Here is a 15,425-nt window from a genome sequence, read left to right as displayed (position 1 = left end):
CCGTTTCGTCTCGCTCGTTACTCGCTCGCTCAACGACCGAGCCTCGCTCGTTCCCCGCTCGACGACCGGGCCTCCGGTCGTCGAGCGAGCGAAGCGAGACGAAGCGCGTCAGGCGGCGTGCTCGGTGATAATCGGGCCGAAGGCGTCGGGGAGGGTCGACGTCGACAGGCCGCGCAGCTCGGCGAGGGGCACCGTGAACAGGCTCTGCACCTCGAGCGCCGGCTCGTCGCCGTCGGCAGCCGAATCCGTCACGCCGATGCGCAGCACCGGGTACCCCCGGCCCTCGCACAGCCCGCGGAACTTGACGTCGTCCTCGCGCGGCACCGTGACGATGACACGGCCCGTGGACTCCGAGAAGAGGGCGGTGGCGGCATCCACCCCGTCCCGCTCCTGGATCTCGTTGAGCCACACGCGCGCGCCGACGCCGAAGCGCATGACCGCCTCTGCGAGCGCCTGGGCGAGACCGCCCGACGACAGGTCGTGCGCCGACGAGACGAGCGACTGCTGCGAGGCGGCGTGGATCAGCTCGGCGAGCTTCTTCTCCTGCGCGAGGTCGACCGCCGGCGGGCGTCCGCCGAGGTGGTCGTGGATCGTGCCCGCCCACTGCGAACCCGACAGCTCCGTGGAGGTGACGCCGAGGAGGTAGATGTTCTCGCCTGCGTCCTGCCAGCCCGACGGGATGCGGCGCGCGACGTCGTCGATGATGCCGAGCACGCCGACGACCGGCGTCGGGAAGATCGGCTGGTCGCCGGTCTGGTTGTAGAACGAGACGTTGCCGCCGGTGACGGGCACGCCGAGCTCCAGGCAGGCGTCCGACAGGCCGTCGACGGTCTGCGAGAACTGCCACATCACCTCGGGGTTCTCGGGCGAGCCGAAGTTGAGGCAGTCGGTGACAGCCGTCGGTTCGGCGCCCGTGACGGCGACGTTGCGGTACGCCTCGGCGAGGGCCAGCTTCGCGCCCTGGTACGGGTCGAGCTGGCAGTAGCGGCCGTTGCAGTCGGTGGCGATCGCGAACCCGAGACCCGAGTGCTCGTCGACGCGGATCATGCCGGCGTCGTCGGGGAACGACAGTGCCGTGTTGCCCATGACGTAGTAGTCGTACTGGTTCGTGATCCACGACGTGTCGGCGAGGTTCGGGCTCGCCACAAGCCGGGTGAACTGCTCGCGCAGCGTCTCGGCGTCGGTCGGGCGGGGGAGGGCGGATGCCGAGTCCTCGCGCAGCGCGTCGATCCAGGTGGGGTAGGCCACCGGCCGCTCGTAGACGGGGCCGTCGACCGCGACGGTCGAGGGGTCGACGTCGACGATCTGCTCGCCGTGCCAGAAGATCTGCAGGCGCCCGTCGCCGGTCACCTCGCCGAGCACGGAGGTCTCGACATCCCACTTGCCGACGACCTCGAGGAACGCGTCGAGCTTCTCGGGCGCGACGATCGCCATCATGCGCTCCTGGCTCTCGCTCATGAGGATCTCCTCCGGCGTGAGCGTGGGATCGCGCAGCAGCACCTTCTCGAGGTCGACGCGCATGCCCGATCCGCCGTTGGCGGCGAGCTCGCTCGTCGCGCACGAGATGCCGGCGGCGCCGAGGTCCTGGATGGCCTCGACGAGCTCGCCGCGGTACAGCTCCAGGCAGCACTCGATGAGAACCTTCTCGGCGAACGGGTCGCCGACCTGCACCGCGGGGCGCTTGGTCGGGCCGCCGTCGGCGAACGTGTCGGAGGCGAGGATGGATGCCCCGCCGATGCCGTCGCCGCCGGTGCGGGCGCCGAACAGCACGACCTTGTTGCCGGCGCCGGTGGCGTTGGCGAGCTTGAGGTCCTCGTGGCGGAGGACGCCCACCGCGAGGGCGTTGACGAGGGGGTTGCCCTGGTACACCGCGTCGAACACGGTCTCGCCGCCGATGTTCGGAAGGCCCAGGCAGTTGCCGTAGAACGAGATGCCGCTGACCACGCCGTGCACGACGCGCGCCGTGTCGGGGTTGTCGATGGCGCCGAAGCGCAGCTGGTCCATGACGGCGACCGGACGCGCGCCCATCGAGATGATGTCGCGCACGATGCCGCCGACACCGGTCGCGGCGCCCTGGAACGGCTCGATGTAGCTCGGGTGGTTGTGCGACTCGACCTTGAAGGTGACGGCCCAGCCCTCGCCGATGTCGACGACGCCGGCGTTCTGGCCCATGCCGACCATGAGCCGTTCCTTCATCTCGTCCGAGACCTTCTCGCCGAACTTGCGGAGGTAGATCTTCGAGGACTTGTAGGAGCAGTGCTCCGACCACATGACGGAGTACATCGCCAGCTCGCCCGACGTGGGCCGGCGGCCGAGGATCTCGCGGATCCGGTCGTACTCGTCGGGCTTGAGGCCGAGCGCCGCGTACGGCTGCTCCTTCTCGGGCGTGGCGGCGGCGTTCTCGACGGTGTCGGCGACGGCGGTCTGGGAGGGGGTGGTCACGCGGCTCAGCTCCAGAAATTCGGGGATGCCGGACCGGTCCAGTCTAGTTCGGCCGCGGCATCCGCTCGTCTCGTGCGTCGCCCGCGACGAGACCGGGGATTCCCCGGCGGACCCGAGCGCCTCGTCCTCGGTTTCGGGCGGATCCCCCGGTCTCGTCGCAGCGGATCGAGAAGAAGGGGTTGACGGATGCCACGACCCGGGCCTAACCTACAATCAAATGGTTGTACGAACGGATCTCAGTGATGAACAGATCGACCGCGTGTTCCATGCGCTCGCGGCCGCGACCCGGCGCGACATCCTGCGCCGGGCGATCGAGGACGAGCACTCGGTGTCGGCCCTCGCTCGCGAATACGACATGTCGTTCGCCGCGGTGCAGAAGCACGTCGCCGTCCTCGAGGAGGCCGGCCTCATCGTCAAGCGCGCAGAGGGCCGTGAGCGGCTCGTCCGAGCGGATCCGGCCATGATCGCCCGGGCCCGCGCGCTGCTCGCGCGCTACGAGGAGCTGTGGAGGGCTCGGATCGACCGCCTCGACGCGCTGCTGGCGGTGCCGGAGGGCGCGGCATCCGTCGATCCGACCGAGCGACCCGCTCCCGGCAGCACCGACGCACGCACGACCGACACACGTAGGAACGACCCACGCAGGACCGACACGCAAGGAGAATGACGATGCCCGTCACCGATGTCACCACCGATGCCGAAGCGCTCACGATGACGCTCGAGGCCGAGTTCGCGGCGCCCGTCGAGCGCTTGTGGCAGGCCTTCACCGACCCGAGCCAGCTGGAGCGCTTCTGGGGCCCTCCCGGCTGGCCCGCGTCGTTCCCGACGTTCGATTTCGCCGTCGGCGGCCGAGCCGTGTACTTCATGACCAGCCCGCAGGGCGAGAAGTCGTACGGCTCGTGGGAGTTCCTCGAGATCGACGCACCGCGCGGCTTCACCGTGCTCGACAACTTCGCCAACGAGGACGGTGCCCCGCTCGAGGGCATGCCCACGATGCGCGTCGTGTTCACGTTCGAGCCGACCGAGACCGGCTCGCGCATGGTCAACGTCTCGCACTTCGCCTCGGCCGAGGCGCTCGAGCAGGTCGTCGCGTTCGGCGCCGTCGAGGGCTCGACCATGGCGATCAACCAGCTCGATCGTGTGCTCGCGGGCCTGCGCGAGTACGCGCAGGGCAAGGGCACGCAGACCGAGATCCTGGACGACACGCACGTGCGGATCACGCGCCTCATCGAGGGGCCGCGCGATCTGGTGTGGCGCGCCCACCAGGAGCCCGAGCTGCTCGAGAAGTGGATGCTCGGCCCCGACGGCTGGCGGATGTCGGTGTGCGAGGTCGACCCGTCCGTCGGCGGCAGGTACCGCTACGAGTGGGAGCCGACCGACGGCACCGAGGGCGAGAAGTTCGGTTTCGACGGTGAGACCGTGCTCTCGGAGGCGCCCCGCCGCGCCGTCACCACCGAGCACATGACCGGCACCGACTACCCGTCCACGCTCAACGACCTGAACCTCGAGGAGGAGGACGGCGCCACGCTGATCACGCTCCTCATCGAGTACCCCGACATGCAGACGCGCGACATCGTCCTGGCCACCGGCATGACCGACGGCATGGAGGCGAGCTACGCGCGACTGGAGGGCGTGCTCGCCGGGGTCTGATCCGGTGGGAGCGGAGGACGAGATGAGCGAGAACACCGCGGAACGCGCCATCGCCACCCACGTCGTGGGCGACGGTGAGGACGCGATCACGTACGACGTGCACGGGAGCCTCGACGAGGCGACGGATGACCGGCCCGCCCTGTTCGTCTTCGGTGCGCCGATGGATGCGAGCGGCTTCCTGCAGCTCGCCGGTGAGCTGGCCGACCGGCCCGTGATCACGTACGACCCCCGTGGCGCGGGGCGCAACCCCGTGGGCACGGATGATCTCAGCGTCGAGCAGCACGCGGAGGATCTGCACCGGGTGATCTCGGCGCTCGGCGTCGGCCCCGTGGACGCCTTCGGAACGAGCGGCGGCGCCGTGACCCTGCTGCGGCTCCTGGCGGCTCACCCCGAGGACGTGCGGACAGCGGTCGCGCACGAACCGCCCCTCGCTCCGGGGCTGCCTGATCGGGACACCGTCCTCGACGTGCTCGCCGATCTGAAACGCACCTATGCCGCACAGGGCGACGGCGCAGCGATGGCCAAGTTCATCGCGCTCGTCACGCTCGACGGGCCCGTCCCCGACGACTACCTCGAGCGGCCCGCCCCCGACCCGGCCATGTTCGGGATGTCGGGCGACGACGACGGCTCGCGGACGAACCCGCTGCTGCGCAACATGCCGGCGCTCAACACCTACGAGATCGACGTCGCGGCGCTGCGGGAGCCGGGCGACCGCCTCGTGATCGCGGTGGGCGTCGAATCGGGCGGCTCCCTCGCCGCCCGCGGAGCCCGCACGGTCGCCGCCGCGGTCGGCCGGCCGGTCACGGAGTTCCCCAGCCACCACGGTGGGTTCATGGACCAGCCGGGATACCCGGGGGACCCCGCGGGCTTCGCCGCCCGCCTCCGGGAGGTCCTCGGCTGATCGACGCACGCGCCGGGGCCGCGACGGTCTGAGGCGTTGGCGACGAGTGCTGCACTTTCCTGCGACCGCTGTGCCGATCGGCGCCGCGGTCGCAGGGAACTGCAGCGGGCGGCAGGCCGCGGACGGCCGGAGGTCAGCGAGCGGGGCGTGGTCGGGAGGTGGGCAGGCCCGCCCCGAGCAGGATGTCGTAGAGCGAGCGCGGTGACCGCAGCGCCGGCATCCGCCAACGTGAGAAGGCGGCGACCTGGCGACGCAGGTCGTCCTCTCTGTCCTTCTCCAAGAGCAGGACCTGCTCGGGCGTGCGAGCGCGCAGCAGGGCGGGATCGCGATACTTGCCTGCGCCGTCGAACTCTCCGATGTGGCGATGTTCGCGCCAGAAGAAGTCCGTGAAGGCATCGCTGCCGTCAGAGAGGGTGAACCGCGCCTGAAGCGTCGGAGGAGGGAAGCCCATCACCGACATCAGCACCCGGCTCTGCGATTCACGCACGCTGTCGGCCAGGCTCGTCGCGAAGTCGGCCGCACGCGCCGCGCGCGCCGATCCTCGCCCCACGACGCTGTGCGCACCGTCGATGAGAGCGGATGCCTCGACCAGCGGTCCGCCGGGCCGCCGAGCCCACAGCGCCTGATCGGCGGCCACGACGCGTTCGAGGAATCGCGTCGACGCGGTCAGGTCGATGGCGGTCTGGAGAGGTGTCGTGACGAGATGCCCCAGCCACGGCAGGGTCTCCACGCCGTCGAGGCGTCGGCCGTGACGTCGGATCGAGCCGCTGGAGCGGCCGCCCGACGCGGGCTCGGTACTCACGTCGACCTCGGTCGGCCACTCGCCGATGCGGTCGATGCCGTGCAATGCCGCCGCCGCGTGATGAGAGACGATCAACCGCGACCGGGCACGCGCGGACGCCTCCCACACACGCTGGGCGTGCTTCGCCATCGGGGTGAGACCGTCCCAGTCGCTTCGGGGCACGAACGATCCCGGCGCGATGCGAACGATGTCGCCGTGCGCGACGCGCGCGCTCAGCCGGCGGTCGTTGACCGGCTCGCCGTCGTTCTCTCGACGCCGGAACACCGTGGTGAGGGGTGGCGCGTGCATCCACATGTCTCGACGATGGCTTGTTCGCGGGCGTCGTGCGGGGGCACCTGCCACCTCCGTGGAGATCTCCTGGACGGCGCCGGGTTGGGGAGGAGGCGCGAACGCTGCACTCTCCTGCGACTGCTGTTCAGATCGACGCAGCCGTCGCAGGAAGCTGCAGCGGTGGTGTCCTGCGGTCCGGCGCCGACAGGCGGCGGGCACCGGCCAGCCTTCGACGGCATGGCCGGCGCGACCACCGGGACGGTCCCGCGTGGAGTCGCGAGTGCTGCACTCTCCTGCAGGCGCTGCGCGAATCGACGCAGCGGTCGCAGGAACGTGCAGCGGTTGCCGCGCCGGGTTGACAGCGCAGCGCGCCGCGTCAGCCCGCGGTGTCGGCGATGAGCCGATATCCCATGCCGGACTCGGTGAGGAGGTGCGCGGGGTGCCCCGGGTCGGCCTCGAGCTTCTTGCGCAGCTGCGACATGTACAGCCGCAGGTAGCCGGTGTCGGCGACCTGCTCGGTGCCCCAGATGTCCTTGAGCAGCGCCTGGCGCGTCACGAGCGAACCCGGATTGCGCGCCAGGAACTCGAGGATGCGCCACTCCGTCGGCGTCAGGTGCACGCGCTCACCGGCGCGCGTCACCGTCTTGGTCGAGAGGTCGACGACGACGTCGCCGAAAGAGACGACGGGTGCGCCGGATGCCGCGACCGCACGCCGCGACAGCGCGCGCAGCCGCGCCAGCAGCTCGTCGATCTGGAACGGCTTGGTGACGTAGTCGTCGGCTCCGGCATCCAGCGCCTCCACCTTGTCGCCGGAGCCCGTCCGGCCGGACACCACGATGATCGGCACGGTGGTCCAGCCGCGCAGCGCCTGGATGACCTGGACGCCGTCCAGGCGCGGCATCCCGAGGTCCAGCATGACGACGTCGGGGTGCTCCTTCGCCGCGAGGGCGATGGCGGCGGCACCGTCGGGCGCGGCGACCACCTCGTAGCCGTGAGCGGCCAGCGTGATCCGCAGGGCGCGGACGAGCTGGGGGTCGTCGTCGGCGATGAGCACCTTCACCGCGGGACCACCGCCTCGTCGTCGGCATCCACGACGGGCAGCGCGATGACCATGGTGAGGCCTCCTCCGGGAGTGTGCTCGGGGGTGAGCGTACCGCCCATTCCCTCGGTGAATCCCTTCGACAGCGCGAGCCCCAGGCCGAGGCCGGTGGTGTTGTCGGTGTCGCCGAGGCGCTGGAAGGGCGTGAACATGTCGTCGAGGCGTTCGGACGCGACGCCGGCGCCGTGGTCGACCACGCGGATCTCGGCGGTCCCGGCGAGGCGGCTCGTCGACACCCGCACCTGCGCATCGGCCGGGGAGTGACGCGAGGCGTTCGCGAGCACGTTCACGAGCACCCGCTGCAGCAGCACCGCGTCGGCGCGCACGAGGGGAAGGTCGGGATCGAGCGCGAGCTCGAACCGGTCGGGTCCGCCGCCGAGCTCCTCCAGTGCGGCGAGCACGACGCCGGCGCTGTCGACGGGCTGCAGCGACACCGCCAGCACTCCCGCCTCGACGCGGCTGACGTCGAGCAGGTCGGTGACGAGCGCCGACAGCGTCGCAAGTGACTCGTCGGCCGTGGCCAGCAGCTCGGCGCGGTCCTCGGCCGACAGGTGGGATCCGGCGGCGCGGATGCCGCCGATCGCGGCGACCGCGGCCGCGAGCGGGCGGCGAAGGTCGTGGCTGACCGCGGACAGCAGCGCGCTGCGCACCTGATCCGTCTCGGCGAGCACGCCCGCCTCTCGCGCCGTCTCGGTGAGATCGGTGTGCTCCAGGGCCGCGGCGAGCTGGGCCGCCACGGCGTCGACGAGACGCCGCTCCGACGCATCCAGCCCGTGCCCGTGCAGCTCGAGCATCGCCGGCGGCCCGCCGTTGCGGCGGCTCACGGTCACCGCGTCGAAGCGGCCGTCGCGCACCGGCTCGCCGTCGGTGGCGAGGATCGTGCCGTCGGCGTCGACGAGCCGCACGCCGGCGAGCCCGAGCGACTCGCGCGTGCGGCTGACGAGCGCCGGCACCGCGGACTCGCCGCGCAGCACGCTGCCCGCGACGTTCGCCAGCAGCTCCGCCTCGGCCTCGGAGCGCCGGGCGGCGCGCGCGGCACGGGCCGCGCGGTCGACGATGAAGCTCACCAGCACCGCGATCACGACGTAGAGGATGAGCGCCCAGACGTTCCGCGGGTCGGCGACCGAGACCGTGTAGTACGGCGCGACGAAGAAGTAGTTCAGGGTGAAGCCCGACATGACCGCCGCGAACACGGCGGGCCAGATGCCGCCGACGAGGGCGACCAGCACGACGAGCAGCTGGTAGGCCAGCACATCGCTCGTGATCGTGTCCTCGTTGCGGATCGCGACCAGGAACCAGGTCAGGAGCGGGCCGCCGACCAGGGCCAGCGCGAAGCCGAGAAGCCGTCGCTTCACGCTCAGCGCGCCGCCGCTGACACGAGGGAGCGCGAAGCGCCCGCCCGCGGCCGCATGGGTCACGATGTGCACGTCGATGTCACCGGACTCGCGCACGACGGTCGCGCCGATGCCCGGGCCGGTGAGCGCGGCGGCGAACCTGCCGCGGCGGCTCGCGCCGATCACGAGCTGGGTCGCGTTCGCGGAGCGGGCGAATTCGACCAGCGCCCGCGGGATGTCGTCGCCGACGATCTGGTGGTAGGTGCCGCCGAGCGACTCGACCAGCGCCCGCTGAGCCGCCAATGCGCCGGGATCCCCCGCGCGCAGACCGTCCTGACCCGACACGTGGACGGCGAGCAGCTCGCCGCCGGCCGACCGGGCCGCGATCCGTGCGCCCCGTCGCACCAGCGTCTCGCCCTCCGGGCCGCCGGTGAGGGCGACGACGACGCGCTCGCGGGCCTGCCAGGTGCCCTCGATGCCGTGCTCGGCGCGATAGCTCTTCAGCGCGCTGTCGACCTCGTCGGCCAGCCACAGCAGCGCCAGTTCGCGCAGCGCCGTCAGGTTGCCGAGCCGGAAGTAGTTCGACAGCGCGGCATCGATGCGCTCCGCCGGGTAGACCTGGCCGGCCGAGAGCCGGTCGCGCAGCGACTGGGGCGAGAGGTCGATCACCTCGACCTGGTCGGCGCCTCGGACGACGGCATCCGGAACCGTCTCGCGCTGCGCGACGCCCGTGATCTGCTCGACCACGTCGCCGAGCGACTCGATGTGCTGCACGTTGACCGTCGTGATGACGTCGATGCCGGCGTCGAGGAGGTCGTCGACGTCCTGCCACCGCTTCGCGTGGCGAAGGCCCGGGGCATTGGTGTGTGCGAGTTCGTCGACGAGCGCGATCTCGGGATGCCTCTCGAGCACGCCCTCGAGGTCCATCTCGGTGAGCTCGACCCCGCGGTGCGACACCACGGTGCGCGGCAGGACGGTCATGCCCTCGGTGAGTGCCGCCGTCGCGGCGCGCCCGTGCGTCTCGACGACCGCGACGACGACGTCTCGCCCGTCGTCGGCGAGGCGGCGGCCCTCTTCGAGCATCTCGTACGTCTTGCCGACGCCGGGCGCCGCACCGAGCAGCACCCGCAGCTTGCCGCGCTTCACGTGCTCACCCTATTTCTTCCGTGCGCGCCGGTTCCGGGGGCGGTGCGAACGCTCCGGGCGCGTCGCGTGCGCCCCGGGCGTTCGGCGTGCGCCCCGAACCGGGAAGGGCGGACGGATGCTGCGACCCCGCGCACGATCATCACCTCAGCGCATCGAGCGCGAGGTTGAGCTCGACCACGTTCACCCGGGGCTCCCCGAGGTAGCCGAGGTCGCGCTGCTGGACGTGCGTCTCGACCAGTGCCTGGACCGCCGCCTCATCGAGTCCGCGGGCTTCGGCGACGCGCGGCACCTGCAGCAGCGCGTACGCGGGGCTGATGTGCGGATCGAGGCCGGACCCCGACGCGGTCACCGCATCGGCGGGGATCTCCGACGGGGCGACGCCCTCGAGCTCTGCCATCGCCGCAAGGCGCTGCTCGATCGCGGTGACGAGGTCGGCGTTCTCCGGGCCGAGGTTGGATCCGCTCGACGCGCCGGCGTCGTACCCGTCGCCGGCGGCAGAGGGCCGCGACTGGAAGTACTCCGGCAACGCCGCGCCCGAGGCATCCGTGAAGGACTGCCCGATGAGGGACGACCCGACGGTCTCGCCGGCGGCGTCGTGGACGACGGACCCGTTCGCCTGCCAGGGAAGGGCGAGCTGGCCGATGACGGTGACCAGGGCGGTGTAGCCGACGCCGAGCACGAGGGTGAGCACGAGCATCGCGCGGACGGCGACGCCGGCGGTGCGGACGGTGGTGCGGGTGGAAGTGGACACGTGCGTCTCCTGACGAGCGGGCTCAGAAGCCCGGGATGAGGCTCACGACGAGGTCGATGAGCTTGATGCCGATGAAGGGGGCGATCACGCCGCCCAAGCCGTAGACGAGCAGGTTGCGGCTGAGGATCTGCGACGCGCTCGCCGGGCGGTAGGTCACGCCGCGCAATGCGAGGGGGATGAGGAACACGATGACCACGGCGTTGAAGATGATCGCGCTCGTCACCGCCGAGGCCGGCGAGCTCAGCTGCATGACGTTCAGCGCGGCGAGCCCGGGGAAGACGCCCATGAACATCGCGGGGATGATCGCGAAGTACTTCGCGATGTCGTTGGCCAGCGAGAACGTGGTCAGCGCCCCGCGCGTGATCAGCAGCTGCTTGCCGATGCGCACGATGTCGATGAGCTTCGTCGGGTCGCTGTCGAGGTCGACCATGTTGCCGGCCTCCTTCGCGGCCGAGGTGCCGGTGTTCATCGCGACGCCGACGTCGGCCTGCGCGAGCGCGGGCGCGTCGTTGGTGCCGTCGCCGGTCATCGCGACGAGCGCACCGCCCTGCTGCTCGCGCCGGATGAGCGCGAGCTTGTCTTCGGGCGTGGCCTCGGCGAGGTAGTCGTCGACGCCGGCCTCCTTCGCGATCGCCGCGGCGGTGAGGGGGTTGTCGCCGGTGATCATGACGGTGCGGATGCCCATGGCGCGCAGCTCCTCGAACCGCTCGCGCAGGCCGTCCTTGACGATGTCCTTGAGGTGGACGACGCCGAGCAGCCGCGCTTCGACAGGCTCGGCGACCTGTGCCTCGCCGACCTCATCCGGTCCCTGAGCCTGTCGAAGGGTCGCGACCACGAGCGGCGTGCCGCCGGACTGCGCGATCGCATCCGTCTCGCTCGCGAGCTGAGCGCGCAGCGATGCCGGCACGGCGAAGGCGGATGCCTCGAGCCACGCGAGCACCGCCGAGCCGGCGCCCTTGCGCACCTGGGTGCCGTCGGCGAGGTCGACGCCGCTCATGCGGGTCTGCGCTGTGAAGGGCACCACCACCGAGCCCGCGGGCTCGGTGACCCGGATGCCGCGGAGCGCGGCGAGCTCGACGACGGAGACGCCCTCGGGAGTCGGGTCGGCCAGCGACGAGAGGGCGGCCGCGCGCGCGAGCTCGTCCTCCCCGACCCCGGGCAGCGCGACGAAGTCCGCGGCGCGGCGGTTGCCGTAGGTGATCGTGCCGGTCTTGTCCAGCAGCAGCGTCGTCACGTCGCCCGCCGCCTCGACCGCGCGGCCCGACATCGCCAGCACGTTGCGCTGAACGAGCCGGTCCATGCCGGCGATGCCGATCGCCGACAGCAGAGCGCCGATCGTGGTCGGGATGAGGCACACCAGCAGTGCGATCAGCACGGGGATGCTCACCGGCGCCGCGGCGTACGAGGCGATGGGGTTGAGCGTCAGCACGACGATCACGAAGACGATCGAGAGGCTTGCCAGCAGGATGCCCAGCGCGATCTCGTTGGGCGTCTTCTGACGGCTCGCCCCTTCGACGAGCGCGATCATGCGGTCGACGAAGGTCTCACCGGGCTTGGAGGTGATGCGCACGACGATCCGGTCCGAGAGGACCCGGGTGCCGCCGGTGACCGCGGAGCGGTCACCGCCCGATTCGCGCACGACGGGGGCCGACTCGCCCGTGATGGCGGACTCGTCGACCGTCGCGATGCCCTGGACGATGTCGCCGTCGCCGGGGATCAGCTCGCCGGCGGCCACGATCACGACATCGCCGAGCGCGAGGTCGGACGATGCGACCTCGACCGTCTCGGCGTCGAGGGCCGCGGCATCCGTCCCCGCACCGTAGGAGGCGACGCGGCGCGCCATCGTCGACGTGCGGGTCTGGCGGAGCGTCGCGGCCTGAGCCTTGCCGCGCCCCTCGGCGACCGACTCGGCGAGGTTGGCGAAGAGCACGGTCAGCCACAGCCAGAGGGCGATGCCCCACGTGAAGCCGGACGGGACGACGGTTCCGCCCGACTCCTCGGCGCCGCCGAGGAAGGGCTCGGCGATCGCGATCACGGTGGTGAGGGCGGCGCCCACCCAGACGAGGAACATGACGGGGTTGCGCCACAGCGCCGCGGGATTCAGCTTGCGCAGCGCACCGGGGAGGGCCTGGAGGAGCTGCGCCCCGCTGAACGCGCGCGCGGGCGCCTTGGGGGAGCCGGCAGTCTTCGAGCCGGAGACGGGGCGGTGGGTGGGCTCGGGAACGAGCGTGGAGGTGGACATGTGTCAGACGAGCCCTTCAGCCAGGGGACCCAGCGTGAGAACGGGGAAGTAGGTGAGTGCGGTGATCACGACCGCGACGACGCCGAGCAGGCCGACGAACTGCGGCCGGTGCGTGGGCAGCGTGCCCGTGGTGGAGGGCACCGTGCGCTGTGCCGCGAGCGACCCGGCCAGGGCCAGTACGAGCACCATCGGCACGAAGCGGCCGAGCAGCATCGCGACGCCGAGCGCCGTGTTGAGCCACGGGGTGTTCGCGGTGAGTCCCGCGAAGGCCGAGCCGTTGTTGTTCGCAGCCGAGGTGAAGGCGTAGAGCACTTCGCCGAGGCCGTGCACGCCCGGGTTCCAGATCGACGTGGCCTCGAGGTCGGCACGGACGGCCGGGATGCCGAAGCTCAGCGCGGTGCCCGTGAGCACGAGTGCCGGCGTCACGAGGATGTAGAGGCTCGCGAGCTTGATCTGGGCCGGGCCGATCTTCTTGCCGAGATACTCCGGGGTGCGCCCGACCAGCAGGCCGCCGACGAACACCGCGATGATGGCGAGCACGAGCATGCCGTAGAGCCCTGAGCCGACCCCGCCGGGGGCGATCTCGCCGAGCATCATGTTGATCATCGGGATCATGCCGCCCAGGGCGGTGTAGGAGTCGTGCATCGAGTTGACGGCGCCCGTGGAGGTGAGGGTGGTCGCGCCGGCGAACAGGGTCGAGCCCCAGATGCCGTAGCGGACCTCCTTGCCCTCCATCGCGCCGCCGGCCAGCTGCGGTGCGGTGCCGAGGCCGAGCGACTCGAGCCACGTCACCGCGGCGATCGAGACGATCGCGATCCCCGCCATCACGCTGAGGATCGCGAGCCCCTGGCGATCGTCTCCGACCATCCGGCCGAACGCACGCGGCATGGCGACCGGTATGGCCAGCAGCAGCAGGATCTCGAGCACGTTCGACCACGGTGTGGGGTTCTCGAACGGGTGGGCGGAGTTCGCGTTGAAGAACCCGCCGCCGTTGGTGCCGAGGAGCTTGATGGCCTCCTGCGACGCGACCGGCCCGCCGGGGAGCGACTGGGTGCCCCCGGCGACGGTGCCGACGTCGACGAACCCGGCGAAGTTCTGCACCACACCGGCGGCGACGAGCGCCAGCGCCGAGACCAGCGCGAGCGGCAGCAGCAGCCTCGTGATCCCGCGCGTCAGGTCGACCCAGAAGTTGCCGATCGTCGCCGCACCGCGCCGCGCGAACCCGCGGACGAGGGCGATGGCCACGGCGATTCCGACGGCGGCCGAGACGAAGTTCTGCACCGCGAGCCCGGCGAGCTGCACGGTGTAGCCCAACGTGAGTTCGGGCGAGTACGACTGCCAGTTCGTATTCGTGACGAACGACACCGCCGTGTTGAACGCCAGCCCCTCCGGCACGGCCGGCAGGCCGAGCGAATACGGCAGCACGGCCTGGAGGCGCTGCAGCGCGTAGACGAACAGCACGCCGACGAGCGAGAACGCGAGCACGCCGCGCGCGTACGCCTGCCAGGTCTGCTCGGACGCGGGATCGACGCGGACCAGGCGGTACATCCCCCGCTCGATGCGCCAGTCCTTGCCGGCGGTGTAGGTGCGGGCGATCCAGTCGCCGAGCGGGCGGTAGAGCAGTCCGAGGATGAGCAGGACGGTGGCGATCTGCAGGATGCCGGTCCACACCACCCCGCTCGCGGAGCCTGTCGAGGCGTCCATCAGAAGCGCTCGGGCTTGACGAGGGCGACGACGAGGTACGCGATCGCGGCGATCCCGAGCGCCGCGGCCAGGAGCGAGAAGAAGATCATGACCGATCCTCCCCGCGCTGCGCGCCGCGGTTCGCGGGACCGGTGGCGTTCGCGACGAGTCTTCCCGCTCCCTTCGCGATCAGACCGACGAGCGCGAACAGCGCGATCGTCGTGGCGAGGTAGATGACATCGAGCACAGGAACTCCCGGTGGGTGCTGCCGCACGACACGCGCCGTGCGTCCGCCCGCGAGTCGCGGGCGTGCATCCGATGCAACCGGGAGGCCGATCCCGCCAGTGCGGTCCTCACGGAATCCGAACGCCCGCCGTGCTCACCCTCACGCGGCCCTGACGCGCGCAGGCTCGCGCGCAGGGCTCGCGCGCGGCGTCTCGCTTCGCGCGGGAGACGACCTCGCTCCGGTGCCTGCTCGCGGGCACACGAGAACTCTGAGCTCGTCGACGCGAGCCCAGCTGCCTGAGGGAGAGTCGCTAGCCCAGCTGCCCCCGGATCGCGCCGGCGGGGAACACCGAGCTGTGGACGTTGACGTAGTAGCCGTCCGGGTCGCGGATGATGTCGAGGATGAGCCCGCGGTCGGCGGCAACGCAGCCGCTGACGCTGTCGGTTCCGTCGAGCCCGCCCGCGAACAGGGGCACCACGACGGGCCCTGCGACCGTGGCCTCACCCGCGTGGATGTGACCGGCCGTCACCATTCCGTCGATGTCCGCCCATTCGATGTCGAGGCAGATCTCGCCCTGCCCCGGATTCAGCCGCAGCGACGCCGTGCCGCTCGCATCCGGATCGCCGGGACCGGGCACCTCGGCCGCACCCGTCAGGGTGACCGTGAACGGCCTGCCCCCGTCGTCGGCCTGTGCCACGCCCGCGAACGCGAGCGCCGCGACGAGGCCCGCCACTGCTCCCATGATGAGTTGCCTGCGCATGGACTTCCTCCCGTCCAAGCCACCGCCCCGGGCGTGCTGGCGCACAGGTGGTGTGCGAAGTCTTGCACCAGGGCGCGGGCGCCGCCAGGTCCTCGGGTCGCCTCACCACTTGTGGGTCGGAT

13 protein-coding genes are annotated in these 15,425 nt (G+C 71.4%); 3 read left to right on the top strand and 10 right to left on the bottom strand.

Features of this window, described 5'->3' with window-relative positions:
- Positions 1-108: 108 nt before the first annotated feature.
- Positions 109-2,442, bottom strand: a complete 2,334-nt coding sequence (purL, locus tag IM767_RS16185) for a phosphoribosylformylglycinamidine synthase subunit PurL (protein ID WP_109208814.1) — start codon at positions 2,440-2,442, stop codon at positions 109-111.
- A 217-nt stretch (positions 2,443-2,659) separates the two neighbouring features.
- Between purL and IM767_RS16180 the strand changes: the two genes are divergently transcribed.
- The 3 genes from IM767_RS16180 to IM767_RS16170 are packed head-to-tail and all read left to right on the top strand — an operon-like array spanning position 2,660 to position 4,990.
- Positions 2,660-3,106, top strand: coding sequence for an ArsR/SmtB family transcription factor (locus IM767_RS16180; RefSeq protein WP_109208815.1), 447 nt, complete (start codon positions 2,660-2,662; stop codon positions 3,104-3,106).
- 2 nt (positions 3,107-3,108) lie between these two features.
- Positions 3,109-4,089 (top strand): SRPBCC family protein, encoded by a 981-nt coding sequence (locus IM767_RS16175; protein ID WP_109208816.1) that lies wholly within the window; start codon positions 3,109-3,111, stop codon positions 4,087-4,089.
- Between the two features lie 22 nt (positions 4,090-4,111).
- Positions 4,112-4,990 carry an alpha/beta fold hydrolase gene (locus IM767_RS16170; protein WP_109208817.1) on the top strand — a complete coding sequence of 293 codons (879 nt, stop codon included), beginning with the start codon at positions 4,112-4,114 and terminating at the stop codon, positions 4,988-4,990.
- A 133-nt stretch (positions 4,991-5,123) separates the two neighbouring features.
- Here the strand turns inward: IM767_RS16170 and IM767_RS16165 are convergent, their stop codons facing one another.
- The 9 genes from IM767_RS16165 to IM767_RS16125 form a co-directional block, all read right to left on the bottom strand.
- Positions 5,124-6,086, bottom strand: coding sequence for a hypothetical protein (locus IM767_RS16165; RefSeq protein ID WP_109208818.1), 963 nt, complete (start codon positions 6,084-6,086; stop codon positions 5,124-5,126).
- A gap of 352 nt (positions 6,087-6,438) precedes the next feature.
- Positions 6,439-7,122, bottom strand: a complete 684-nt coding sequence (locus tag IM767_RS16160) for a response regulator (RefSeq protein ID WP_109208819.1) — start codon at positions 7,120-7,122, stop codon at positions 6,439-6,441.
- A complete protein-coding gene (locus IM767_RS16155) occupies positions 7,119-9,641 on the bottom strand; it encodes a DUF4118 domain-containing protein (protein WP_109208820.1) in 2,523 nt (840 codons plus the stop codon). The genes IM767_RS16160 and IM767_RS16155 overlap by 4 nt, the downstream gene beginning before the upstream one ends.
- A gap of 139 nt (positions 9,642-9,780) precedes the next feature.
- Entirely contained in the window at positions 9,781-10,392 is a 612-nt protein-coding gene (kdpC, locus tag IM767_RS16150; RefSeq protein ID WP_239453108.1) for a potassium-transporting ATPase subunit KdpC, read from the bottom strand.
- 22 nt (positions 10,393-10,414) lie between these two features.
- On the bottom strand, positions 10,415-12,634 hold the full coding sequence (kdpB, locus tag IM767_RS16145) for a potassium-transporting ATPase subunit KdpB (RefSeq protein WP_109208821.1): 2,220 nt from the start codon (positions 12,632-12,634) through the stop codon (positions 10,415-10,417).
- 3 nt (positions 12,635-12,637) lie between these two features.
- Positions 12,638-14,338 (bottom strand): potassium-transporting ATPase subunit KdpA, encoded by a 1,701-nt coding sequence (gene kdpA / locus IM767_RS16140; RefSeq protein WP_109208822.1) that lies wholly within the window; start codon positions 14,336-14,338, stop codon positions 12,638-12,640.
- On the bottom strand, positions 14,338-14,427 hold the full coding sequence (locus IM767_RS16135; protein WP_109208823.1) for a potassium-transporting ATPase subunit F: 90 nt from the start codon (positions 14,425-14,427) through the stop codon (positions 14,338-14,340). The genes kdpA and IM767_RS16135 overlap by 1 nt, the downstream gene beginning before the upstream one ends.
- Complete coding sequence (locus IM767_RS16130) at positions 14,424-14,564, bottom strand: hypothetical protein (RefSeq protein WP_162564196.1); 141 nt, start codon at positions 14,562-14,564, stop codon at positions 14,424-14,426. The genes IM767_RS16135 and IM767_RS16130 overlap by 4 nt, the downstream gene beginning before the upstream one ends.
- Positions 14,565-14,853: 289 nt before the next feature.
- The gene (locus tag IM767_RS16125; protein WP_109208824.1) at positions 14,854-15,303 is read right to left on the bottom strand and encodes a CHRD domain-containing protein; all 450 of its coding nucleotides are present in this window, start codon (positions 15,301-15,303) and stop codon (positions 14,854-14,856) included.
- Positions 15,304-15,425 lie beyond the last annotated feature (122 nt).

Source organism: Microbacterium ureisolvens (assembly GCF_015278315.1).
Lineage (GTDB): Bacteria > Actinomycetota > Actinomycetes > Actinomycetales > Microbacteriaceae > Microbacterium > Microbacterium ureisolvens.
The sequence above is the reverse complement of the archived record's forward strand: the minus strand, read 5'-3'. Positions and strand labels throughout refer to the sequence as shown.

What these genes read in the sequence shown, in the direction of transcription:
- kdpA (WP_109208822.1), bottom strand. Translation starts at nt 14,338, where the DNA reads ATGGACGCCTCGACAGGCTCCGCGAGCGGGGTGGTGTGGACCGGCATC.
- IM767_RS16180 (WP_109208815.1), top strand. Translation starts at nt 2,660, where the DNA reads ATGGTTGTACGAACGGATCTCAGTGATGAACAGATCGACCGCGTGTTC.
- IM767_RS16170 (WP_109208817.1), top strand. Translation starts at nt 4,112, where the DNA reads ATGAGCGAGAACACCGCGGAACGCGCCATCGCCACCCACGTCGTGGGC.
- IM767_RS16165 (WP_109208818.1), bottom strand. Translation starts at nt 6,086, where the DNA reads ATGTGGATGCACGCGCCACCCCTCACCACGGTGTTCCGGCGTCGAGAG.
- IM767_RS16135 (WP_109208823.1), bottom strand. Translation starts at nt 14,427, where the DNA reads ATGATCTTCTTCTCGCTCCTGGCCGCGGCGCTCGGGATCGCCGCGATC.
- kdpB (WP_109208821.1), bottom strand. Translation starts at nt 12,634, where the DNA reads ATGTCCACCTCCACGCTCGTTCCCGAGCCCACCCACCGCCCCGTCTCC.
- IM767_RS16125 (WP_109208824.1), bottom strand. Translation starts at nt 15,303, where the DNA reads ATGCGCAGGCAACTCATCATGGGAGCAGTGGCGGGCCTCGTCGCGGCG.
- IM767_RS16175 (WP_109208816.1), top strand. Translation starts at nt 3,109, where the DNA reads ATGCCCGTCACCGATGTCACCACCGATGCCGAAGCGCTCACGATGACG.